Source organism: Photobacterium frigidiphilum, assembly GCF_003025615.1.
Lineage (GTDB): Bacteria > Pseudomonadota > Gammaproteobacteria > Enterobacterales > Vibrionaceae > Photobacterium > Photobacterium frigidiphilum.
The window spans coordinates 11,970-36,878 of the sequence record NZ_PYMJ01000005.1 but is presented as its reverse complement, the minus strand read 5'-3'; the positions used below and the strand labels follow the sequence as shown (position 1 = coordinate 36,878).

Below are 24,909 nucleotides of genomic sequence, written 5' to 3'. Positions count from 1 at the left end.
TTAAACCTGCTCTTTGTCTTTTTGGTTCTTTTGAACCTGATCTTCACTTTGCTGTTCTTCTTTAGACAGAGTTTTCTGTTCGAAGTCAGCGTCAGCCTCAGTGTTGTCTTTTTTCACGGTTGGCTCTTCATCACCAATCGCTTTTTTGAAGCCTTTTACGGCCGATCCAAGATCACCACCAAGAGAACGTAATTTCTTTGTTCCAAATAAAAGAACAATGATCAGTGCAATAATTAGCAACTGCCAGATACTGATACCACCCATGCTTGTTTTACCTCAGCTCTTTGTGGTTAATGACTAATGTTATGTTGAAACTTTTAATGTGTATATTGTCGCTTACTTTACCGCTATTTGCGGCAAGCTCGCCAACCAAGTAACCAAAACGTGACGCCCATTGCAGCAGACGCTACAGGAATCGTTTCAACATGGTTACTAAAAAGTATGGCAGAACATACCACCAGAGTCGCGCCGATACCAAAATAGAATCGGGCAAGCCCTTGATAGCGCCGACTCTCCATGAAATTGTCATAGAGTTTATCGATTCGCTGATTCATTACCTTGCCTTGGCGCAAACTGTCGTAAAGTAATTCTGGCAATTCTGGTAGCTTTTCAGCCCAGAAAGGTGCTTTGCTTTTGACTGCCTCAACAATGGCCTGCGGCCCCACTTGACGAGACATCCAATCTTCAAGGAAAGGCTTTGCTGTGGTCCATAAATCTAATTGTGGATACAGCTGACGTCCAAGCCCTTCAACATATAATAACGTTTTCTGTAATAACATTAACTGCGGTTGCACTTCCATATCAAAGCGACGCGCAGTGTTAAACAGATTCAATAGCACATGACCAAATGAGATGTCGCATAACGGCTTCTCAAAGATAGGCTCACATACGGTACGAATCGCAAACTCAAATTCGTCAATATTGGTGTCTTGTGGCACCCAGCCCGAATCCACATGCAATTCAGCGACCTTACGGTAATCACGGTGGAAAAACGCCAACAGATTCTCTGCTAAATAACGCTTGTCGTCACGGTTTAACGTACCCACAATACCGCAATCTAATGCAATCCACTGTGGTGTTTCTGGATTTTCATAGGAAACAAAAATATTCCCAGGGTGCATGTCTGCATGAAAGAAGCTATCACGAAAGACTTGAGTAAAGAAGATATTAACCGCATTTTCGGATAACAACTTCATGTTGGTGCCATTTGCAATCAATGCATCAATATCTGAAACTTGAATACCGTAGATGCGTTCCATCACCAATAAATTAGTACTGCTGTAGTCAATGAACATCTCTGGTACATACAGAGTATCGCTGTCTTCAAAGTTACGGCGCAGCTGGATGCTATTCGCCGCTTCACGCATCATATTCAGTTCATCAAGCAACGTTTTTTCATACTCACGCACCACTTCAACTGGGCGTAATAAACGGGCTTCTGGCAATAAACGGGCAACGATATGTGCCATACGATACATCAGTTTGATGTCAGCTTGTATGACAGGAAGAATGTCAGGGCGAATAACTTTTAACACCACTTCGCGCCCATTCTCTTTCAAGATCGCAGTATGGACTTGAGCAATGGAAGCTGAAGCTAAGGGTGTTTCATCAAAATCATCAAACCAGGTTTCTATTGGGCCACCTAAAGATAGCTCCATGTGTTCTTTGGCCAACTTACCATCAAACGGTTCAACCTGATCTTGTAACAAAGCCAGTTGATCGGCGATATGCGGAGGAAAAAGATCACGGCGGGTCGACATCATTTGCCCGAACTTGATCCATACTGGGCCAAGTTCTTGTAAGGCTAAACGTAGACGTTCACCGAGCGATTTTTCTGGGTGCTGATTCTTAATCCAAAATAATGACTTACGCGCCATTTTCGGCATTTTCGTTCGCGGATCGTCAGGTAAAAAGTCATCGAGCCCATAACGTAACTGGACTTCAATGATTTTATAAAGACGCTTGAATTCAGATGGCGTAATCATGATGGATGACGCTCTAACAACTGATTAAATCGCGCTTCAAGGCGTGAAAAATCTGACTTTAAATCATCCACTTTATCGGCAAAACAGGCAATTTCTAAGGCTTGTGGTGCTAGCTTCCACTCTTCAGTAATCACTTCCGCTAAGTCACGCTGACGACGTTCCACACTGCGCTGAATAAAGCGTGCACTGTTTTTCAATCCGCTTACAACGGTGTGTGCAACGATATCACCGGTATATTGAGAAAGTTTCTCTTCAACATCAGGTTTTAGACCATTAAGCAGCGCAGAAAATTGCTGGGCTAACTGAATATCACCCTCTAATGAAAGCTTATCGGCTTTAATCAGTTGGGTCAGATTCGCCTGCTGACGCAGTTCAGAAAGCACACTTAGGTTAAGCGCTAATTGACAATCAACATCACCGTCATAAACCGCCAACACATCAATTTGCTGACTAAATATGAAAATCAGTTGTTTACCAAATTCGTTAATCGTTACGCTAATAATTTTTCCGCGTAAACGCGCTAAACGACGCTGACTGTCAGCATCGTCTTTTAATAACGTATTAAGCGAAGTTTCTACCGCGCCAGTGACCAAAGCATCAAATGACATACTGTCCTCAGAACTTAAAACCACGATGCAGCGCAACAATACCACCGGTTAGGTTGTAATAGTTGGTTTGCTCAAAACCTGCATCATCCATCATACCTTTTAAGGTTTCTTGATTCGGATGCATACGGATAGATTCAGCGAGGTAACGATAGCTTTCGGCATCGTTAGCAATCAATTCACCCATTTTAGGCAGTAAATGGAAAGAATACGCATCGTAAACTTTAGATAACGACTCAACAACCGGCTTAGAAAACTCTAACACTAATAAACGACCACCGGGCTTCAGTACACGATACATCGAGCGTAATGCTTTCTCTTTATCGGTCACATTACGTAAGCAGAAGCTGATCGTAATGCAATCGAAGTAGTCATCAGGGAAAGGCAGTTCTTCTGCATTCGCTTGTACGTAACCGACGTTACCGACAATACCGGAATCACGCAATTTACTGCGTCCCACCTTCAGCATTGAATTGTTGATATCAGCCAAGATAACTTGACCCTCATCCCCAACAATACGTGAGAATTTAGCGGTTAAATCACCCGTACCACCGCCTAAATCCAATACGCGATTACCACGGCGCACACCACTACAATCAATAGTAAAACGCTTCCATACTCTGTGAATACCCAGCGACATCATATCATTCATAATGTCGTATTTAGCTGCAACGGAATGGAATACATCCGCGACTAAATTCACTTTGTCGTCCTTGGCTACGGTTCGATAACCGAAATGAGTCGTATCTTGTGTGGTGTCCGTCATGCTACATCCGTTATGCTTATAATTTGTGTAAATAACCAGCGTAGTGTACTTGATGGTTGAGCTTTGCTCAAAGCACTACGACAAATCATTTACTTCTGAACGCTCTGAATTACCCCTTTCGGGTAGTTCATTCAAGGTAGATTGCGCTTTTTCTACCAGAATTGGGTTTATATCACGCTTAACTTCAACCCCAAGCTGCTTAAATCCTTCCGCTTGGCGAATCACATTGCCTCGGCCTAAGGTCAATTTATTCATTGCCCCTTGATAACTTTGGCTCGCCTTATCAAGTGATACGCCTACTGTTTCCATATCGGTCACAAACAAACGTAATTTGTCGTATAACTTACTGGCACGTTCAGCAATTTGTTTGGCATTTTGATTTTGACGGTCATTGCGCCATAAGTTGTTTATCGTACGTAGCGCCACCAGCAATGTTGTCGGGCTCACCAGCATAATGTTCAAATCCATGGCATCGCGGATCAAGCTTGGGTCAGTCTCGATAGCAGCTTGGAACGCAGGCTCTACTGGTATAAACATCAAGACATAATCGAGGCTATGTAGCCCATGAAGCTGATGATAATCTTTACGGCTTAATCCGCGCATGTGCGCTCGTAACGAAGCAGCATGCTCACTTAACGCCAACTCGCGTTCAGCGATAGTGTCGGCATTAAAGAAGCGTTCGTACGCGACCAGTGACATTTTAGCATCTACCACCACATCTTTATCTTGCGGTAAATGCACCACAACATCGGGCTGGTAGCGTTTTCCTTCTTCATTTTCTAAGCTGACTTGCGTTTGGTATTCGTGCCCTTCACGTAAACCGGATTCACTCAGCACCCGTGCCAGTACTACCTCACCCCAATTACCCTGCGCTTTATTGTCCCCTTTTAACGCTTGAGTCAGGTTAACGGCTTCTTGTGCCATCTGTTCATTCAAGTGTTTAAGGTTATTAATTTCATGCACTAAAGTATGGCGTTCACGTGATTCTTGGCTGAAATTATCATTCACTTGTTTCTTAAAGCCTTCAAGCTGTGCTTTTAATGGGCTAAGAATCGATTCCATGCTGAGTTTATTTTGCTCATCAACCGTTCGGGTTTTCTGTTCAAACAGTCGGTTGGCTAAACTTTCAAATTGCACCCGTAAACGCTCTTCTGCATTAACGAGCAATGCAATTTTTTCTTCCGCGGCTTTTTGTTCTTCAAAATGACGCGCTTCTTGTTCTCTTAAGTCCCCTTCAAGCCCGGCATTGGCTGCTCGTGCATTTTCCAGTTGTTCAGAAAAGTATTGTTTTTCATTTTTCAACGCTTCGAAATGACGCATCTTTTCTAATGCACCAGCAAGACGACCGTGCATTTGGCGTAATTCGTTGGTCAAGCGATCGCGCTCGACATCCAGTTCGTCTAATTCATCATTTCGTTCAGTTAATTGCGCTTGAATTTGCTGTTCACGGCTTTGTGCCAACTGTACGCCTGCATCAATCTGCTGTTGGAACAATTGCGCCTGTTGTTGCAAGCGCCCTTTCATCCAGATTGCGGTTAACACACTCGCAATAGTTGCACCGGACATTGCAGCCAATACCGCCAGTACACCACCGTTAAGCCATTCAGCCATCATCATTTAAACCTGAAAAAAGAGAAATATCAGACATAAAGGCTAAGTGGATACTGGATAAATGTCCAGCAGTTATCCGTTAGTGAAAACCAAGTGAAAAATAGTGACAAAAATTACGCGGAGACAATCACAGCGTTGAAAGATGTGATCTAGTTGTTAGAAAAACAATCGCATAGACTAGCGCACTGATCCCCCGTCTTATTATTAACCGAATCGTAGGAAAAAAATGAACGAACGTCATGCGCTCGGATATGGCTTAGCGGCTGTATTACTCTGGTCTACCGTCGCAACCGCCTTTAAGATCACCCTTGAATATTTCACCCCGATTCAAATGATGGTCGCAGCCAGTATTGTTTCAGCTATCGCGCTGACGGCAATTGCACTCTATCAAGGCAAGCTGCACTTATTAGGCCGAACGTTTACCGCCCGTCCTTTTTATTACCTTACGCTTGGTTTGATCAACCCTTTTGCTTATTACCTCATCTTATTTAAATCGTATGAATTGCTGCCTGCTTCTCAAGCTCAACCGCTCAACTATAGCTGGGCAATTACCCTGACATTAATGGCTGCGGTATTCCTCGGTCAGAAAATTCGAAAACAAGATTGGGCTGCTTGTGCACTGGGTTATTTCGGTGTGATAGTGATCGCCACCAAAGGCAATATTACCGCGTTGCAGTTTGATAGCCCATTAGGTGTCGGACTGGCATTATTTTCAACCATTCTATGGGCGATGTATTGGATCTTAAATGCCAAAAATAAAGCCGACCCAGTGCTCGGGGTATTATTGGGATTTTTGGTATCGTTACCTTTCTCGATTGGCTTAAGTGTGTATTTGGGCGGGTGGAAACCAGTGCCATGGCAAGGTTGGGTAGCCGTGAGTTACGTCGGCCTATTTGAAATGGGAATCACCTTCGTCTTGTGGATAAACGCATTACGCTTAACCAACAATACGGCGCGGATCAGTAACTTGATTTTCATCTCACCGTTTATTTCACTGCTGTTGTTAGCAACGATTATTGGCGAAGAAATTCACCCATCAACTTTGGTCGGTTTGGTGCTGATAGTCTGCGGTCTCTTGATCCAACAGTGGAAAGGCAAGAAAGCCCCTGCAGCAAACACGTCGAGCTAATGCATCGAACGAATAACAAGACAAAAAAAAGCCTGTCACAAAGACAGGCTAACGTTTTACAGGGTTGTCGAGACCCAGCGCCTCTAGAAGAGCAAAGGCGTCTAGTTATAAATATTTACTTAATTTGCTGCTACCGTGTGCCATTTACGACCCACTTTAGACCACAGAATCAATAAGCCAGGAATCACTAGCCACATTTGAAAAGTCAGTAGCATCGGTGGTGTAAAGTCTAAACGTTGCGTCAAACTCACCATCAAACCCGCGCCACTCATTTGGAATAAACCAAGTAATGCCGCAGCGGTTCCTGCACGGTCACCAAATGGTGCAAGTGCTTTACCTGCCGATGAACCTAGAACAAATGCAAAGCCAAATGAACAGATAAAAATAGGCAGCATAAATGCCCATGCTTGCGCGATGTTGCTCAATACCAGCATTGCCGCACCAGCACCAATTAATAAGATCAGCCCTGTTTTAAGTGTACGACGAGTACCAAAGCGATCCATGTATTTGGGTGCGACCATACACGCTAAAATATTGAGTGCGGCATTAATACCAAACCAAATCGTGAATTGCCCCATATCCTGACCGAGCTCCATCATCAACCAAACCGGTGCTGATGTAACGTAAGCCAGAATCACTGCCATCGCTAACATACATAGCGTCGCATGGAATAAGAAAACCGGTTCGCGCAATACTGACATATAACGTTCGAAGCTAATCATCGAACCTTCAATATTGGTATCCGCTGGGCGTGTTTCTTTAAAGCTAATAGCAATAAAGCTACCCGCTACAATCGCAAAACCCGCCATAAAACTAAAGTTAGAACGCCAACCAAATTCATGGGTTAACCATGAACCAAGAATCGGCGCTAAAGCTGGAATGAAGCAGATTGCCCCGTTTAAATAGCTGATCATACGACCGCTACGTTCAGGACCAAAACTATCACGCACTGCCGCAAAAGCCGCAACCGATGTCGCACAAGCGCCGAAGCCTTGTAATAAACGCGCCACCAGCAATAAATCTAATGTTTGTGCCCAATACGCCATTGCAGCACTCAATGCGTAAATGGTGATACCACCCAACGCAATAGGGCGACGGCCAAAGCGATCAGCTAATGGACCCGCCAATAGTTGACCAAGACCTAAACTAAACATGAACCATGTAACGGTATCTTGCACACGTGTTGTATCTACCGCAAATTCCTTTGCCATTGCTGGCAAGGCAGGTAAATAAATATCGATCGCAAGAGGACTAAATAAAACAAGTACCACCATTAAGGTGATTAATCTTGTTGCTGATACGGCTGTTGATTGACTTGCCGTTGCTGTTTCTGGCTGCATGTTACTTTCCTATTTAATGACAGCGGCAGTCTAAGGCTTTAGTGATATGAATAGAAATGGTTTATATTCAAACCAGAATTTCCATTTTGGAATATCACTTTTTGCAGGGGTGCACTGTGTCATTCGAAAAGCTTGCTCGACTTGATCTTAATCTCTTAGTTTGTCTGCATGTATTACTTGAAGAGTGCAGCGTGACTCATGCTGCAAAACGCCTTAACCTCAGTCAATCGGCGGTGAGTAAAACCTTAACGCGCTTACGTGACCAATTTAATGACCCTTTGTTTACCCGTTCTGCTCACGGTATCAAGCCCACCCCTCGTGCGTTGGCGCTAGTCCCATTATTAGAACAATTATTACGAGATGTCGAAAATCTTACCGCTCCCGCCATCTTTGAGCCAAAGAGTAGTGATCGTCATTTCAAAATGGCACTGGTAGAAAGTGCCTATCCTTTATTTTTACCGCAATTTCTTGGTGATATCTTTTCTGAAGGCCCCAATATAATTCTCGATACCCGCGCGTGGGAGCGTAATGCTTTTGATAAATTGCAACGCGGAGAAATCGATTTCGGGATCACTGGTAAAGATCTTAACCCCAAAGATGCAATGCTAACGTTGATGCCACCTAAAGGCATCATTTCTCAAGAATTATGCCGTGACACTCAATGCTGCCTCGTACGCAAAGCACACCCTATTTTTGGCTCTGACAGCCCTGAATGGGATCAAGACTACTACCTTAAACAGCGCCATATTCAGGTGCGTTGCGGGCAAGATGACCGCTGGTTATTGGATTATAAATTAGCAGAACAAGGTCTGACACGTGATATTGCAATGTATGTGCCCGACTTCAACAGCGCGGCTAGCCTATGTACCCACACAGATTTAGTGTTTACCGCACCGAGCCATTTCGCGAATTACATTGCCGCGCAATTAGATTTGGTCGTACTCCCCTTGCCATCAGAGCTTCCTGCTATGGCGTACACGTTATTTTGGCATCAACATCAAGAAAAAGACCTTGGGCATAGTTGGTTACGTCAAATTATCATCAGTCGTTGTCGTGATTTATCTTCCGTCTAATTGCAGCCAGTTAATAAAAGCGATAACGTAATACGACATGCCAGATCAACTGAGTGCGATAAACGAGATATAAAAAAGTGCATCTCATTGTTCAATAATTAATGTTCTGTAGTTAACGTTAAGTAATCAACACTTAATTATTCCGCTGGCAACTTTCCGTCACACGGATGGTGACATACAACAAGGAACCTCAAAACATGCAAGCAGTTATTTCACAACGTATTGAGCAGATCCGCCAATGGTTGGTTAACAATCAACTCGACGCTTTGCTTATTCCTCATGAAGATGAATACCTCGGCGAATACATTCCCGCGCATAATGAACGTTTACTTTGGGCGACAGGCTTCACTGGCTCTGCAGGTATGGCAGTGATCACTCGTGATAAAGCCGCCGTTTTCGTTGATGGTCGTTACGTGGTTCAAGTACGCAAGCAAGTACCTGGCGATGTGTTTGAATACCGCCATCTTATTGAAGAACCACCAGTACAGTGGGCGCAAGATAACCTTGCTGCTGGTAGTAAAGTCGCTATTGATGCTCGCCTTCACAGTGGTGCTTGGTTAACGCGAACGACAGAAAGCCTTGCCGGTGCATTAGAGCTTGTATGTATTGAGCAAAACCCTATCGAAATGCTATGGCATGATCGTCCTGCAGCAACATTGTCTAACGCCAAGTTAATGGGGCTAGATTTTGTTGGCCAAAGCAGTGCTGACAAGCGCAGTGAAATTGCAGCAAAACTTACGAACCTAAAAGCTGAAGCAGCGTTATTAACACAAGTCGATAGTATTGCGTGGTTATTAAACGTACGTGGTAGCGATGTGCCAAGCCTACCGGTTTTGTTATCAACAGCCATCATTCATGCTGACGCAAGCGTCGATTTCTACATTGACCCAGCTCGCTTACCGGAAGAGTTTGCCTCACACGTTGGTGATGGTGTTCGTATTCATCAACCTGACGCACTGGAAACAGGTTTACAGGCATTAAGCGGCAAGCAAGTATTGATTGATCCGGCAACAAGCAATGCATGGGCAGGTCAAACATTACATGCTGCAGGTGCCAATCTTATTGAAGCCGCTGATCCTTGTTTACTGCCAAAGGCACAAAAAAATTCAACTGAAATGGCAGGCATGAAAGCCTGTCATATTCGTGATGGTGTTGCAGTCTCTAAATATCTAGCATGGGTAGATGCACAGGTTGCCGCGGGTAATCTACTCGATGAAGGCACGCTATCTGATAAGCTATGGCAGTTCCGTATTCAAGATACCAGCTGTACTGATGTAAGCTTTGATACGATTTCAGCTGCTGGCAGCAACGCTGCAATGTGTCACTACAATCACTTAAACCAACCAGAACCTAGCGTACTGGAAATGGATAATGTGTACCTTGTCGATTCAGGCGGTCAGTACCCAGATGGCACAACCGATATCACTCGTACCATTGCGATTGGTCAGCCAGGCGATGAGGTTAAGCACACCTTTACCTTGGTATTAAAAGGTCATATCGCTTTAGCATCAGCTCGCTTTCCAAAGGGCACGACAGGCTCTCAGCTTGATGCACTAGCCCGTCAGCACCTATGGGCAAATGGCTTCGACTACGACCACGGTACTGGGCATGGTGTGGGCCACTTCCTTAGTGTGCATGAAGGACCGCAACGTATTGCGAAGAACTACAACCCAACAGCCTTGCTTCCGGGCATGGTGTTATCGAATGAGCCGGGGTACTACCGCGCAGATGCTTTTGGAATTCGTATTGAAAACCTAGAGTTGATTGTTGAAGTAGAAACCCAAGGTGACATGACCGTTATGGGCTTTGAATCGTTAACGCGTGCACCGATTGATCGCCGTTTAATTGATTTAAGCTTGCTGAATGACGTTGAATTAGCTTGGCTAAACAATTACCACCACACGGTATTTACCGTGATCAGCCCATCTCTTGAAGGCGATGATCTCGCATGGCTTGCACAAGCAACAGCCCCACTGAAGCGCTAAATCATTCGTTGATTCATATTCAGTAAATAGAACAAACTAAAACGCCCGTATACATGTTTAGCGAAGATTCGCTGAAGTATACGGGCGTTTTTTATTGCGCTAAACATGACGCTAAAAAATACTAATTCTAGCTGGCATTAGCCGGAGTAAGCATGGTGCCAATCTTTCCATACCACTTCAAAACCATTCTGCTTAACGGCAGCTGCCACATCAGCAACCGAACGATCATCACTAATCGAGAATTGCTCCAGTTCTGGTTCATCGTTAGCATAACCACCCGGTTGAGTTTTCGATCCTGCCGACATACTCGTTACGCCAAGTGGTAATACATTATCGCGAAACTCGGGTGATTCTCGGGTCGACAGCGATAGCTCCACTTGCGGGTTAAACATCCGATAGGCACAGATCAACTGAACTAATTGGCGATCACTCATTATAGATTTAGGCTGCAACCCCCCTTCACACGGGCGTAACCGCGGGAATGAAATAGAATATCGGGTTTGCCAATACGTGCGTTCAAGGTAATCAAGGTGGGTCGCCGCAAAGAAGCAATCAGTCCGCCACTCTTCAAGCCCAATCAGCGCACCAATCCCGATTTTATCTATCCCAGCTTTAGCCAAGCGATCGGGCGTGGCGAGGCGATATTCAAAGTCCATTTTATTGCCACGCAAATGGTGCTCGGCATAAGTCGGCGCACTATAGGTTTCTTGATACACCATCACGGCATCCAACCCTAAGGTTTTCAGTTCAGCATATTCTTCTTGCTCTAACGGCTGTACTTCCATAGCCAGATAGCTAAATTGCTGTTTGATCGCAGGCACACTTTCGCGAAAATACTCCATGCCCACTTTGCGTTCATGCTCACCCGTCACCAATAATATGCTATCAAAGTTCATAGCTTTGATAGCTTGGCATTCTTGGTTAATTTCTTCCAAGGTAAGCGTACGGCGCTTAATCCGGTTTTCCATTGAAAAACCACAATAAGTACATGCATTCGCACAAAGATTAGAAAGATACAAAGGCACATAAAACGACATGGTATGTCCAAATCGTTTACGGGTTAATACCGCAGACTGCTGTGCCATTTGTTCTAGATACGGTTCAGCGGCTGGAGAGATCAACGCTTTGAAATCTTCCAAATCACGCTTCGGTTTACGTAATGCACGCTCTACATCTGTCGCTGTTTTACTATAGATTGATAGACGTACATCATCCCAATTCAGCTGCTTCCAAACATCAACGTAACTCATGCACAACCCTTATGCGGTTTGATCTAAGAAAGCCGTTAATGGGCTTGACGCAATGGCATGGTTTACCGTGCCAGCCAAACCTGCTTCATACGCCATACGCCCACTTTCAACCGCAAGCTTGAATGCTCGTCCCATGGCAATAGGATCGGCTGCAGCGGCAATCGCCGTATTCACCAGCACAGCATCTGCCCCCATTTCCATGGCTTCTGCAGCATGAGATGGCGCGCCAATACCAGCATCAACGATAACTGGCACTCGCGCCTGATCGATAATAATTTCAAGGAAATCACGCGATGCCAGCCCTTTATTAGAACCAATTGGGGCACCTAACGGCATTACAGCAGCACAGCCGACTTCTTCTAAGCGCTTACATAACACGGGATCAGCATGGCAATACGGCAAGACGATAAAGCCCAGACGCACCAGCTCAGCGGCAGCAGCCAATGTTTCGATTGGATCGGGCATTAAGTATTTTGGGTCTGGGTGAATTTCTAACTTCAACCAATTAGTGCCCAAAGCTTCACGAGCCAGCTTCGCGGCAAAAATCGCTTCTTTCGCATTTTTCGCACCCGAAGTATTAGGGAGTAAGTTCACTCCAGCTTTGATCAATGGAGCCAGGATGTCGTCGTCACGGTTATCAATATCAACGCGTTTTAACGCCATCGTCACCAGCTCAGATCCAGACGCAATAATGGATGTCGCCATCACTTGGCTATTGGCATATTTACCGGTTCCGGTAAAAAGACGAGAAGAGAACGTTTTATCTGCAATAGTTAACATTTTAGCCTCCAGCTATAGCTTGAAATAAAGCAATACGATCACCAGCACTCAATATCGTGCTACCCCATTGGCTACGCGCAACAATATCGTCATTAAGCGCAACGGCTGTTGCTTGTAAGGGCATTTCTAATTCAGTAAGTAGCGCTTCAAGGTTTAAGTCTAATGAACACTCGACAGGTTTCTCATTGACCAAAACTTGGATCATTACATCGGTTGAATTATCGGTATGGGTTGTCATTAGCGACTTACTCTCCGTTGTCATTGTGCTGGCGGCACACTGGACACTGTGGATCTGCGGCAATATTAAATCGCTGCCAAGCCATGGTTAATCCATCAAATTGTTGCAGAGCTGCAAAGGCCACACTGCCTGCACTGGTGATACATTTAATCGTTTCTAAAGCTTGCATCGTCCCCATCATGCCAACCACTGGGCCAGCAATGCCTGAGTTACTGCAATTTTGAGGCTCTTGCACTGCATCTGGCTGATTCGGGAACAAACAGTGATAACACGGCCCTGCTCCAGAACGATTATCAAATGCCATTAACTGACCTTGCCAGCGAATAGCAGCCCCTGATATCAAGGGCTTTTTCGCTTTAACACACGCTTGATTAACCGCGTGACGCGTTGGTAAATTATCAGAGCAATCCAACACAATATCTGCCAGTGCAACTTCAATGGCTAACCGCTGATCAGCCAATCGCGCCTGAACCGCTCTGACTTTGATATAAGGGTTTAGGGCCTGAAGGTGCGCAGCTGCCATCTTGGCTTTGCTTTTACCTTGGTCGGCATCACGGTAAATAACCTGACGCTGTAAGTTTGAGCTATCCACCTCGTCATCATCGGCAATCACCATATTACCGACCCCTGCCCCCGCAAGATAAAGCGCGGCCGCAGAGCCTAATCCACCAGCACCGACAAGCAATACGTGTGCTTGAGATAAGGCTTGTTGCCCAAGCTCTCCGATTTCTGGCAGCATAACTTGGCGGTTATAGCGTAAAAATTCTTGATCAGTCAGCATCAATACGATCCGTTATTTTCTCGTTAATCGCGTCAGGAAATTCAGGACGTACTAATAACTGATTAAATGCATCAACCGCCATAGCAGGATCACTCGCCTCGGTAATTGCACGTACCACAGCAACACTACTAACCCCTGTACGCCACACTTTTTCAGCTCGAGGTAAATCAATCCCGCCAATTGCAACGGTTGGAAATGTATCGCCAATTAACTTTTGGTATAACGCCAAACGGTTCAACCCTTGCGGTTTTGATGGCATTTCTTTAGTCGTGGTAGGGAAGATATGACCCAGTGCGATATAACTTGGTGAAAATTCAACGGCACGCAAGATTTCGTAATAACCATGCGTCGACAAGCCAATTCGCAAACCTGCTTGCTGAATCGCCACTAAATCTGCCGTTTCAAGATCTTCCTGCCCAAGGTGAACACCGTATGCTTGGTGCTTGATCGCCAGTTGCCAATAATCGTTCACAAAAACTTGTGCTTGGTACTGGTTACCGGCTGCAATAATTTGCTGCACCTGAGTTTCAAGCAGTGGATCTTGCGGGTTTTTAATTCGTAATTGCGTGGTTTTTACCCCAAGTTCAAGTAGACGCTCGACCCACTCAGCCGTATCAACCACCGGATACAACGCCAATTGCAGTGAATCAGTGGCAGAAAACGGTTCAACTGCCACTTCTTTACTTTGCCAACCTAGCGTATCCACTTCTGGATGATTCGCCGTTAACGGACGTGGAAACAACTCACGAGATACTGGCCAGCTAACTGCACCGTGACCATCTTGGTGGGAGCTTTGATATCCACGCGCATGAGCACGTGCTAATGTCACGGCATCTTCCAAAGGGTAATCTAAGGCTAATGCACAAAGTAACATTGCACGTTGCGGCTCTCCTGCTCCAGCATGATGGCAGTAAACCGCACGAGCTTCGCCATTGTGATGCCAAATATCAACACAGCCTTTTTCAGTAGGAAGGCCACATACAATCACGCGACTGTCTTGCTCTACCTTTACTTGCATCTCCCTAACGCTGGGGTACGGGGCATACCATTGATCCAGTATTTTGAATCCGGTGAAATCAGCCTCAGCCTGATTAAAAATCAGGCTGAGCTGACGCTCTTCAATCTTAATGTCTACAACACCCGATTCACTCACGCTAACACTAACGGTGTTGCCAAGCTGATATTGGTCAGCATTGGCAAGCAGTGGTTCAACATGCATCAGTAGTGGCGTTAAGTGATCAGGTAAACATAAAGAGCTCATTAGATTTCCTCTTGAACAGGGTGATATAGCTCACTGCCTCGAGAACGGAATTCATCGGATTTTTGTTGCATGCCTTCTAACGGGTTATCAAGCAATTTAACTGCTATATCACCGTTTTCTTCTAACCCTTTGGCATAATCTCGCACTTCTTGAGAGATTTTCATCGAGCAGAATTTAGGCCCACACATCGAACAAAAATGCGCGACTTTTCCTGATTCTTGCGGCAAGGTTTCATCATGATAGGCACGTGCCGTATCAGGGTCTAAGCCGAGATTAAATTGGTCTTCCCAGCGGAATTCAAAACGGGCTTTTGATAATGCATTGTCTCGAACTTGCGCACCCGGGTGACCTTTAGCTAAGTCTGCCGCATGAGCACATAGCTTGTAGGTGATCAATCCGACTTTTACATCATCTTTATTGGGTAAACCGAGGTGTTCTTTTGGAGTGACATAGCACAGCATGGCGCAGCCGTACCAACCAATGATTGCGGCACCAATACCCGACGTTATATGATCATACCCCGGTGCAATATCTGTCGTCAGAGGACCTAAGGTATAAAAAGGGGCTTCATGGCAGTGCTTAAGCTGCTCGTCCATGTTCTCTTTGATCATGTGCATCGGCACATGACCAGGGCCTTCAATCATTACTTGAACATCGTATTCCCACGCGACTTTAGTCAACTCGCCTAACGTACGTAATTCACTAAATTGTGCTTCATCATTGGCATCTGCGACTGATCCCGGACGTAAACCGTCACCAAGAGAAAGTGAGATATCGTACTGAGCACAAATTTCACAAATTTCACGAAAGTGCATATACAGAAAACTTTCTTCATGATGAGCCAGGCACCACTTCGCCATAATAGAACCACCACGAGAAACGATGCCCGTCACGCGCTTGGCGGTCATCGGTACATAACGCAGTAATACGCCAGCATGGATCGTAAAATAATCGACCCCCTGCTCTGCCTGCTCTAAAAGCGTATCGCGGAAGACATCCCAATTCAGATTTTCGGCAACCCCGTTGACCTTTTCCAATGCTTGATACATTGGCACAGTACCAATAGGCACCGGGCTATTTCGAATAATCCATTCGCGGGTTTCGTGAATATTACGCCCAGTAGAAAGATCCATGACGGTATCGCCTCCCCAGCGGGTTGACCACACCAATTTCTCGACCTCTTCTTCAATAGAAGAACTTACTGCCGAGTTACCAATATTGGCATTCACTTTTACCAAAAAATTACGACCAATGATCATTGGCTCTGATTCTGGGTGATTGATATTAGCAGGGATAATCGCACGACCTTCGGCGACTTCCTTACGCACGAACTCGGGGGTAATTTCAGGGGGGAGATTGGCGCCAAAGTTAATGCCTGGATGCTGCTGGTTAAGCACTTCATCAGCATATTTGGCACGACCCATATTTTCACGGATCGCAATATATTCCATTTCAGGTGTCACAATGCCTTTGCGTGCATAGTGCAGCTGAGTAACACAGTGCCCTTCTACCGCTTGGCGGGCTTGAATTCGCGCATCAAAGCGCAACTCATCAAGGGTTTCATCCGATAAACGTTCTTTGGTATAGACCGAATTTGATTGCTCCAGTAATACGGTGTCGCCACGTTCTTCAATCCAACCTGAACGTACTTTTTCTAGACCATCATAAATATTAACGGGTTGATTCGGATCGGTATAGAAGCCAGACGTATCATAAACCCGGATCGGTTCATTCGATTCTAAAATGGGATCTTTTTTACTACCGCCGACTAAGCTATCAGCCAATGAAATTTCACGCATCGGTACTTGGATGTCTGCTCGACTACCTTGAACGTACACTTTTTGTGAATTAGGGAAAGGTTGTACAGTCAGTGAATCTATAAATTGTTTAGCTTCCAATCTCGCTTGTTTGCGAATCGACATAGCAAATTCCTCTGTATCCATGTAGGGAAAGTTGCTTGACGGGTTGGTGCATAAACAAGAGGCGTACACAGAGTATGTGCAGCGTTATCTGATGCGCTAACTAAGTATAAATAATGTTTTTTATACGAATACAGTTAGGCAGAAGATTTTCTCTTGTTCCCTTCGCAGGTATTAGCCTGATCAGGTTCAACGGATCCCGTAATACGGTCTCAGCCATGTGGCACTCCGACAAGTTGAATAGAGAGTATATGCAAGCAAATTAGAAGCAGCAAGTGCTATCCGCAGAAAACGATACCTGACCTAAAAAACGATTCAGGCCACACTGACGTGTAGCCTGAATATTATTTAGTGTATTTTTTCACTAAGCTTTTCAGTAGCGAGGAATGTGTATCGCGTAGTTCACCCAATTTATGGGGAATTTTAGGTGCCCCCTCTAGATCGAATAACTTCGGCACGGCCACTCTCTGTGATGAGTAAATACCAGTATGGCCACTGAAGTAATACGCGGTATAGCAGGCAATCGCAAAATACAACATGTGATCGGCACCGAACAACTCAACCCCCATAATGGTACAAGCGAGTGGAGTATTGGTCGCCGCAGCAAACACAGCCAAAAAACCTAAGGCAGCAAAGAGATCAACTGGCGCACCCAACACCCAAGCAAGGGTATTGCCCAGCGTTGCGCCGACAAAAAATAAAGGTGTTACTTCACCACCTTTGTAACCAGCTGCCAATGTGACGGCGGTTAGCAGCAGCTTTAACAGCCAGCTATACCATTCTGCACCACCTTCCGTGAAGGCACTGAGAATACTCACTCCACCTTCTCGGCTCGAGTACACGCCAAGGCCGATATAGTCATAGTTGCCGATAAGCTGAACAGCAGCAATAACTATCAGCCCACCAACTACCACGATTAGGTAAGGGTTTTTCAGCGTCGCCTTAAAGATATCTTTAAATGCATGGGTCAGCTCGCCAAACAGATAGCCAGCCAAGCCAAAGACGATTGAGGCCACCACAACCTTCACTACCATCATAATGTCTATTTTGACGGCATGCTCAAACAATGTGATGGTTTCAAGGAAGTCGATCCGGTAATGCGTATGATGGGCCCCCCAGGCGCTGCAGACCACATCAGCAAGTATTGCCGCAAATAATGCAGGAATGATTGCATCATAACGAAGGCGTCCAATAGCCAGTACTTCAAGAGCAAATATAGCGCCTGTAAGCGGAGTACCAAAGACTGAACCAAATCCAGCTGCTACACCTGCAATAAGGATCAAACGAGTATCAGCTTTATTGAGCTTAAAGACTCGGGCTAACCAATGCGTCGTTGCCCCGCCAATTTGTACCGCTGTTCCTTCTCGTCCAGCAGAACCACCGAATAAGTGAGTGATCACTGTCGTGAATAAAACTAATGGTCCCATCCGGATAGGAATGCCAGCTCCTGGCTCATGAATTTCATCCATGATCAGGTTATTTCCCCCTTCAGAGTTTTTACCTAAATTTCGGTAAGAATAAACGATGACAATACCGGCCAACGGCAATAAATAAATTAACCACGGACTATCAATACGCGTAATCGTAGCGAGGTTTAAAATCCACAGAAAGAAAGCATTGAGAGAGCCGACAATTACGGCAACAGGAATAATCAGAAGTGTCCATCTCAAAATATGGACAAAGGTTTTAGGGTTAGTGCTTAATGGATGTGCCATACCAGTATCTATCTTAATCAGAGTTATATTCAGGATAGGCGCTATGGCTAATGACCGGGCCCCACCATAGACGGATCTATCCTACTACAGCAGGAGTCATTATCTCAGTCGAGCGGTTAAAGGTGGAACTCCATCACCCGTAATGAACCCAAAAGCTCATTACTAGAATAGAATTCTAGCGAGAAATGGCTTTCGCAACAAGTCCTGAGCATAATTTTGAGCAATCGAGAGTACTTTGATTAATTTAAGGCAGTAAACGAAGAGGAGAGAAGGTAATTTACCAATACCTAGATAGAACAAAGCCTCGTCCGAAGACGAGGCTTAAAATCTGGCAGGGGTGGAGAGACTCGAACTCCCAACACGCGGATTTGGAATCCGCTGCTCTGCCAATTGGAGCTACACCCCTAGATGTGCTGGTTATTGTATACCGCTGGCAGAGAATTGCTAGTGGCAATAACGCAAAGTTTTCAACTTCTTGTTCAAGTGTTTATTTTACGAACAAAATAATTCTATTAACAACCACTTACTGCTTAAAGAACCAGCTTCAAGTCATAAAAAAGGTGACCCGAAGATCACCTTTTTTGTTCAGTAACGTCAGACGTTAGCCTTTATACAGTTTCGGGTTAAATACATCACGTAGCCAGTCACCCAGTAAGTTAATCACCAATACCAGCGAGATCAAAACGATGCCAGGGAATGCTGTGATCCACCAAGAACCAGAGAAGATGTAATTAAAACCAATACTGATCAAAGAGCCCAATGACGGTTGATCAACCGGTAAGCCTAAACCTAAGAAGGATAATGCCGCTTCTGACATAATCGCATTCGCGACTTGTACTGTTGAAATAACCAAGATAGGTGACAAACAGTTAGGTAAAATATGGCGGAACATGATACGTAGCGAACGGAACCCCATTACACGCGCAGCTTCAACATACTCTTTCTTCTTCTCGGCCAATACTGATGCACGCACAGTACGTGCATACTGCGGCCATTCAGCCACACCGATAATCACCACCAGCATGATCACCGCATATTGGCTGAACAATTCAGCACCTAATGCCGTTCGGAAAATCGCCGACACAATAATGGCAACCATCATGGTTGAGAACGAAAGCTGCACATCAGCAAAACGCATCAAAAAGCTATCGATGCGACCACCAAAGTAACCCGCACTTAAACCAATAGTCACACCCAGAAGTAACTGAAGGCCAACAGCTAATAGACCAATGGTTAGCGATAAGCGAGAACCATAAAGAATGGTAGAAAAAATATCTCGCCCCTGATCATCCGTACCTAACAGAAAGCGGCTATCACCCTCTTCCATCCAAGACGGTGGTAGCTCAGAATCCATGATGTCAATCGCCGACAAATCATAAGGGTCGGTTGGCGAGATCAACGGTGCGAATACTGAAGCAGTCACAAAAGTAAGGAAAATAGCAAAGCTGAACATCGCGACTTTATCTTTTAAGAAGTAGTACACGATATCTGAATTTTTAAAACGCTCCCAACGGCTTGGAGTGGCGACTGTTGTTGTATTCATAACTTACTCCCCTTTGCCTGTTAGATTAATGGTCGGGTTAACCAAGCCATATAGCAGGTCAACAATGGTATTGGTTACCACAAAAATTAAACCCACAAAAATGACGTATGCTGTAATTAGCGGGGTATCAACCCGGTTAATCGCATCAAGGAACAATAAGCCCGTACCCGGCCACTGGAATACGGTTTCGGTCAAAATGGTGTAGGCCACCATAGTACCAATTTGAACCCCACCCACAGTCAGTACTGGCAGCATGGTATTTTTCAATGCGTGTTGATAATAAATCTTACGGCTGGATAAACCTTTTGCGCGGGCAAACTTAATGTATTCAGAGCTTAACGCTTCTAGCATTTCTGAACGCACCAAGCGAATAAAAAGCGGCAACATAATAGAAGCAAGCGCGACACAAGGCAGCACTAAGTGCTTAAGACCATCGATAGTGAAATAGCCCGACTCCCAGCCTAATAGGTTATAGGTTTCACCACGGCCAAATGAGGGTAGCCAACCCAACTCAATGGAAAAGACATACATCAACATGATCGCGGTTAAAAAGACGGGCACCGAAATACCGACACTGCTTAAAGTCATCACAATTTTAGTAAATGTGCTATTGGGGTGGATAGCGGAATAAACCCCCAGAGGTATCGACACCACAATAATGATGAGCGTGGCGCCGAACACCAGCTCAAGCGTTGCCACTAGCTTGTCCAGAATCACTTCTGCAGCTGGGCGCTTAAAGAAATACGATGTGCCTAAATCACCTTGAACCGCGTTAACAATAAAACGGCTATATTTAGTCGCAAACGGGTCATTAAGACCAAGTTCATCGCGTAATTGTTGACGTTCAGCTTCTGATACAGACTGCCCTACCAGCTCTCGCAGTGGGTCGCCAAGGTTATCCTGAATGGCAAAAGCCACCAGACTGATCACAAACATCACTATCAGTGCCTGAAACAGGCGCTTGACCAGAAACGAAAACATTCCCTGCCCCTTCTATCATCCTTAAAAAGTGCCGAAGTGAATACTTCGGCACTGGTACACATATTACTATTTATCGAAATTTACTTTTCATCAACCACGAGATCGCCAAAGTATGGGTAATCCATCGCGTTCACAATCGGTTTAATATGAACGTTAGATTTAGCACCCCATGCTAGGTTTTGCCAGTGAAGAGGCACAAATGCCGCATCGTTGTATAACGTGGCTTCTACGGTTTGCAGCATTTTACTGCGTTTAGCCGGATCCGTTTCTACGTTAGATGCATTAACCAATTTATCCACCTCTGGGTTTGAGTAATAACCACAGTTGTATTGGCCTTTCCCAGTTTTCTCATCACGTGTCATGGTTAAGAATTCAGAAAAGTTTGCTGAATCTTCAGTATCTGAGTGCCAACCAATCATCATCATATCTGCTGAACACAGATCGAACTCAGGCCAGTATTGCGCTTTAGGCAATGTTTTCAGATCCACTTTAATACCGATTTTAGATAACATTGCCGCTGCCGCTTGGGCAACTTTTGCATCGTTAACATAACGGTTGTTTGGTGCCATCATTGAGAGGTTAAAGCCGTTCTCGTAGCCTGCTTCCTTCATAAGCTCTTTGGCTTTTTTCAGATCGTAACGAGGAACAAGATCTGCCTCATAACCCGAATACCCAGCAGGACCTTGCTGACCCGCCGCTGTAGCAAAGCCTTTCATTATTTTCTTCACGATGCCTTCGTTATTGATTGCATGAACAATCGCCTGACGAACGCGTACATCTTTTAGTGCTTCATTGCTGGTTTGGTTCATCTGGAACGTGATAATACGTGTGCCTGGCAGCGTAACAAGATCGATACCGTCAGCTTTTTCTACACGCTTATGATCGTTAGGTGCAACGGGGGCAATCATATCAACACCACCCGACAACAACGCTGCCACGCGAGTTGCATCTTCTTTGATTGGAATTAACGTTAGCTTATCAACATTACCTTTCGATTCGGTATCCCAGTAATCTTTAAAGCGTTCAAAAACAACCTGCACCCCTTGTTCACGCGAGGTCACAATAAAAGGACCAGTACCCGAAATATGGGTCGATGCAAAAGAGTTACCGTGCTTCACAAGCAGTGATTTATCTTGGCCATCTGCAGTTTTGCCCGAGTAGAACTTGCTATCCATAGGGAAGATGTAAGTTGCCGTTTGAAGCACTAGCGGGTAAGGACCTTTTGAAATCAGTTCAACCGTATAGTCATCCACTTTTTTCATTGCGGTATACGGTTCGAAGATTGCTTTGAAATCGGGTGATGATTTAAGACGGTTAAATGTCCAAACCACGTCATCAGCAGTTAACGTATTACCAGAGTGGAATTTCACCCCTTTACGCAGTGTAAAGCGGAACGTATTGTCATCAATACGCTTCCAGCTTTCAGCTAGACGAGGCTCAAACTCCAAATCTTGAGTAAAACGCACAAGAGGGTCAAAAACCATATGAGACATTTGCAGCGTACCACCAGATAGCTGCTCATGGGGATCCATCGAAACCGGATCAGCGGCGTAACCCACTTTAATCTCAGCGGCGGCGACATTGAAACTTAAGCCTGCGGCAATTAACGCAATTGCTAATTTACTCTTGAGTGTTTTCATTGCATAACTCCTTTATGCGGGGAGCGAACTCCCTTGCTGTTGTGTTTGCTTCTTATTAGTTTTACTAAACCCAGCCAAGGCAATTGCAATAGCCATAACCGGTACAGATGGTTAAGCTAATTTCAATCCTTCCTGACTCATCCCTTTAAATTCAGGCATTAATGAAATCAGGTGTTTGCTGTACTCATGCTGAGGTGCAGTAAACAGTTGCTCGGTAGGCGAGACTTCCAACAGTGTTCCTTGCCGCATTACACCAATACGGTCACACATTTGTCGTATAACGGGTAAATCATGGCTAATGAATAGCATGGTAAGGTTTAACTCATCCTGCAGATCTTTCAGCAGGTTAAGGATCTGTGCCTGTACCGATACATCCAATGCAGATGTCGGCTCATCACAAATTAATAAACGAGGGCGAGTAGCAAGCGCACGAGCGATAGAAATGCGCTGACGCTGACCACCAGAAAATTCATGGGGGAATTTCACACTTGCTGCACGACCTAAACCAACATGATCCAATAAGTCATGCACAATTTGACGCGTTTGCGCTTCATTATCAGACAGTTTATGGAAACGGATAGGTTCGGCAATAATATCGAATATTTTCATCCGTGGGTTCATTGAAGAATACGGATTCTGGAACACCATCTGCATCTGACGACGCATTGGGCGGCGTTGTTTTTCACTTTTAAGTGCCGTAAGGTCTATTCCTTCAAACGTCACCTTGCCTGAATTAGGCGGGTATAGCCCAGCAATGACACGTGCAATCGTTGATTTACCTGAACCAGATTCACCCACTAAACCAAATGTCTCACCTTCATAAATTTCAAAGCTAACATTATTAGAGGCTTGCACATATTCACGGCGACTTTCAAAAAATGAATCTTTCGTCGTAAAGCGTAAATTCACGTTTTCAACCTGAAGCAAAGCACCTGTGTAATTGCGCTGGTCTTCACTTTGACCTAACCAATGCGTTTTTACATCAAGTTTGGTTAATTCATGCGCTTCTTCGATATAGCTAACTAACGGGAAACGACTAAGCTTCACATCAGAACGAGGGACCGCAGAAATTAAACTTTTAGTATACGGGTGGTTAGGGCGACTCAATACTTGTTCAGTCGTACCGATCTCAACCAAATCACCACGATACATTACCGCAACCCGATCGGTTACATTCGATACAACGCCCATATCGTGAGTGACCAGCATACAGCCGACATTCTTCTCGATACAAAGGTTACGAATAAGAGTAAGGATTTGATCTTGAATTGATACATCGAGTGCGGTTGTTGGCTCATCGGCAATGATCAGATCAGGCTCACCTGATAGTGCTATCGCAATCACCACACGTTGACGCATACCACCAGAAAACTGGTGCGGATATTGTTTTATACGAAGTTCTGGTTCAGGAATACCAACCTGCTCCATTAAACTGATAGCACGCGTATAGGCTTCAGCCTTCGTCACCTCTAAATTCGTTAAGATAGTTTCTGTTATCTGTTGCTCAACCGTAAAGAGCGGGTTTAACGACGTCATCGGATCTTGGAAAATAAATCCAATCTTTGAGCCTCGAATCTTTCTCATCTCTTCTGATGATAAACCTGAGATTTTATCGCCATCCAGATAAACGTCACCACTTGCGACCTTTCCTGGTGGGCTCAATAAATCAATCACAGCATTACCTACTGTCGACTTACCGGCTCCTGACTCACCCACTACACCGACTATCTCACCGCGTTCAATAGAGAACGAGAGTGATTTAACAGCGGCATGTACCCCATGACGAGAGGGATATTCTATACGGAGATTTTTTACTTCTAATAATGACATTACCAGACCTCAACTGCTTGGCAGCTTTCTGCCCTGTCTGAAAAATTGAATCCTTTCACTTCCAGTACGAATAGCTGGACATAAGTACGTCCAATAATCTGTCAAAAATTTCACAGAAAAGCAACAAAACAAGCTGAAAAACTGAAAAATAGCGTAAAGAACGAATAAATACTCAATTCAAACCATACGAAAAGCGATTATCCAGAGGTTGTGAAACACCATCAAGGTGCTGCTATACAAGGTTGAATTAAGAATTTTCATCTAGAAAAAGCCCTATATCTTATAACTTAAAATAAAATCACTATGAATAAAAAACCAAAAAAACTCACGCAAAATTTAACACTATATAAACATACCCCAACAATACAGGCCAAAGCAGCCATTTAAACCACACAAAAAGATAATATCGATATATATGTTCAAATGATAAGTGCCAATGCAGTGAATACCACCAATGCATGTATAGGTTTGTTTTTT

At 44.7% G+C, this 24,909-nt stretch carries 20 protein-coding genes, 1 tRNA gene and 2 riboswitches; of the genes, 3 read left to right on the top strand and 18 right to left on the bottom strand.

The window, feature by feature from the left end:
* From tatA to rmuC, 5 genes are all read right to left on the bottom strand, one after another.
* A complete protein-coding gene (tatA, locus tag C9J12_RS06350; RefSeq protein WP_107241954.1) occupies positions 1–264 on the bottom strand; it encodes a Sec-independent protein translocase subunit TatA in 264 nt (87 codons plus the stop codon).
* Positions 265–347: 83 nt separating this feature from the next.
* Positions 348–1,985: a ubiquinone biosynthesis regulatory protein kinase UbiB gene (ubiB, locus tag C9J12_RS06345; RefSeq protein WP_193944646.1), complete on the bottom strand. Its 1,638-nt coding sequence runs from the start codon at positions 1,983–1,985 to the stop codon at positions 348–350.
* A complete protein-coding gene (locus C9J12_RS06340) occupies positions 1,982–2,593 on the bottom strand; it encodes a ubiquinone biosynthesis accessory factor UbiJ (protein WP_107241953.1) in 612 nt (203 codons plus the stop codon). Before C9J12_RS06340 ends, ubiB begins: the two co-directional genes overlap by 4 nt.
* Positions 2,594–2,600: 7 nt before the next feature.
* Positions 2,601–3,356, bottom strand: coding sequence for a bifunctional demethylmenaquinone methyltransferase/2-methoxy-6-polyprenyl-1,4-benzoquinol methylase UbiE (ubiE, locus tag C9J12_RS06335; RefSeq protein ID WP_107241952.1), 756 nt, complete (start codon positions 3,354–3,356; stop codon positions 2,601–2,603).
* 75 nt (positions 3,357–3,431) lie between these two features.
* Positions 3,432–4,970, bottom strand: a complete 1,539-nt coding sequence (gene rmuC, locus C9J12_RS06330) for a DNA recombination protein RmuC (protein WP_107241951.1) — start codon at positions 4,968–4,970, stop codon at positions 3,432–3,434.
* Positions 4,971–5,193: 223 nt separating this feature from the next.
* Here rmuC and C9J12_RS06325 point away from each other — a divergent pair, with 223 nt between their 5' ends.
* Positions 5,194–6,096 (top strand): DMT family transporter, encoded by a 903-nt coding sequence (locus C9J12_RS06325; protein WP_107241950.1) that lies wholly within the window; start codon positions 5,194–5,196, stop codon positions 6,094–6,096.
* A gap of 119 nt (positions 6,097–6,215) precedes the next feature.
* On the opposite strand, the gene C9J12_RS06320 is transcribed toward C9J12_RS06325, so the two are convergent.
* Complete coding sequence (locus C9J12_RS06320) at positions 6,216–7,436, bottom strand: multidrug effflux MFS transporter (RefSeq protein WP_107241949.1); 1,221 nt, start codon at positions 7,434–7,436, stop codon at positions 6,216–6,218.
* A gap of 116 nt (positions 7,437–7,552) precedes the next feature.
* On the opposite strand from C9J12_RS06320, the gene C9J12_RS06315 reads away from it, so the two are divergent.
* The gene (locus C9J12_RS06315) at positions 7,553–8,509 is read left to right on the top strand and encodes a LysR substrate-binding domain-containing protein (RefSeq protein WP_107241948.1); all 957 of its coding nucleotides are present in this window, start codon (positions 7,553–7,555) and stop codon (positions 8,507–8,509) included.
* A 197-nt stretch (positions 8,510–8,706) separates the two neighbouring features.
* A complete protein-coding gene (locus C9J12_RS06310) occupies positions 8,707–10,494 on the top strand; it encodes an aminopeptidase P family protein (RefSeq protein ID WP_107241947.1) in 1,788 nt (595 codons plus the stop codon).
* A gap of 137 nt (positions 10,495–10,631) precedes the next feature.
* Here C9J12_RS06310 and thiH read toward each other — a convergent pair whose 3' ends face one another.
* The 12 genes from thiH to C9J12_RS06250 all read right to left on the bottom strand — a co-directional run bounded on the left by thiH (position 10,632) and on the right by C9J12_RS06250 (position 24,432).
* Entirely contained in the window at positions 10,632–11,744 is a 1,113-nt protein-coding gene (thiH, locus tag C9J12_RS06305; RefSeq protein WP_107241946.1) for a 2-iminoacetate synthase ThiH, read from the bottom strand.
* Between the two features lie 9 nt (positions 11,745–11,753).
* On the bottom strand, positions 11,754–12,524 hold the full coding sequence (locus tag C9J12_RS06300; RefSeq protein WP_107241945.1) for a thiazole synthase: 771 nt from the start codon (positions 12,522–12,524) through the stop codon (positions 11,754–11,756).
* 1 nt (position 12,525) lies between these two features.
* Complete coding sequence (gene thiS / locus C9J12_RS06295) at positions 12,526–12,762, bottom strand: sulfur carrier protein ThiS (protein WP_107241944.1); 237 nt, start codon at positions 12,760–12,762, stop codon at positions 12,526–12,528.
* Positions 12,763–12,769: 7 nt separating this feature from the next.
* Positions 12,770–13,543, bottom strand: coding sequence for a HesA/MoeB/ThiF family protein (locus C9J12_RS06290; RefSeq protein ID WP_107241943.1), 774 nt, complete (start codon positions 13,541–13,543; stop codon positions 12,770–12,772).
* A complete protein-coding gene (locus C9J12_RS06285) occupies positions 13,533–14,804 on the bottom strand; it encodes a thiamine phosphate synthase (protein ID WP_107241942.1) in 1,272 nt (423 codons plus the stop codon). Before C9J12_RS06285 ends, C9J12_RS06290 begins: the two co-directional genes overlap by 11 nt.
* Positions 14,804–16,726 carry a phosphomethylpyrimidine synthase ThiC gene (gene thiC, locus C9J12_RS06280; protein WP_107241941.1) on the bottom strand — a complete coding sequence of 641 codons (1,923 nt, stop codon included), beginning with the start codon at positions 16,724–16,726 and terminating at the stop codon, positions 14,804–14,806. The genes C9J12_RS06285 and thiC overlap by 1 nt, the downstream gene beginning before the upstream one ends.
* Before the next feature lie 140 nt (positions 16,727–16,866).
* Positions 16,867–16,964, bottom strand: a riboswitch (TPP riboswitch).
* 103 nt (positions 16,965–17,067) lie between these two features.
* On the bottom strand, positions 17,068–18,438 hold the full coding sequence (locus C9J12_RS06275) for a voltage-gated chloride channel family protein (protein ID WP_107241940.1): 1,371 nt from the start codon (positions 18,436–18,438) through the stop codon (positions 17,068–17,070).
* A gap of 83 nt (positions 18,439–18,521) precedes the next feature.
* Positions 18,522–18,585, bottom strand: a riboswitch (Fluoride riboswitch).
* Positions 18,586–18,767: 182 nt separating this feature from the next.
* Positions 18,768–18,844: transfer RNA gene (locus tag C9J12_RS06270), tRNA-Trp, on the bottom strand.
* A gap of 195 nt (positions 18,845–19,039) precedes the next feature.
* Positions 19,040–19,981 carry an ABC transporter permease gene (locus C9J12_RS06265; RefSeq protein ID WP_011216920.1) on the bottom strand — a complete coding sequence of 314 codons (942 nt, stop codon included), beginning with the start codon at positions 19,979–19,981 and terminating at the stop codon, positions 19,040–19,042.
* Positions 19,982–19,984: 3 nt separating this feature from the next.
* Entirely contained in the window at positions 19,985–20,962 is a 978-nt protein-coding gene (locus C9J12_RS06260) for an ABC transporter permease (protein WP_107241939.1), read from the bottom strand.
* Positions 20,963–21,042: 80 nt separating this feature from the next.
* Entirely contained in the window at positions 21,043–22,602 is a 1,560-nt protein-coding gene (locus C9J12_RS06255) for an ABC transporter substrate-binding protein (RefSeq protein ID WP_107241938.1), read from the bottom strand.
* Between the two features lie 111 nt (positions 22,603–22,713).
* Positions 22,714–24,432 carry a dipeptide ABC transporter ATP-binding protein gene (locus C9J12_RS06250; protein ID WP_107241937.1) on the bottom strand — a complete coding sequence of 573 codons (1,719 nt, stop codon included), beginning with the start codon at positions 24,430–24,432 and terminating at the stop codon, positions 22,714–22,716.
* Positions 24,433–24,909 lie beyond the last annotated feature (477 nt).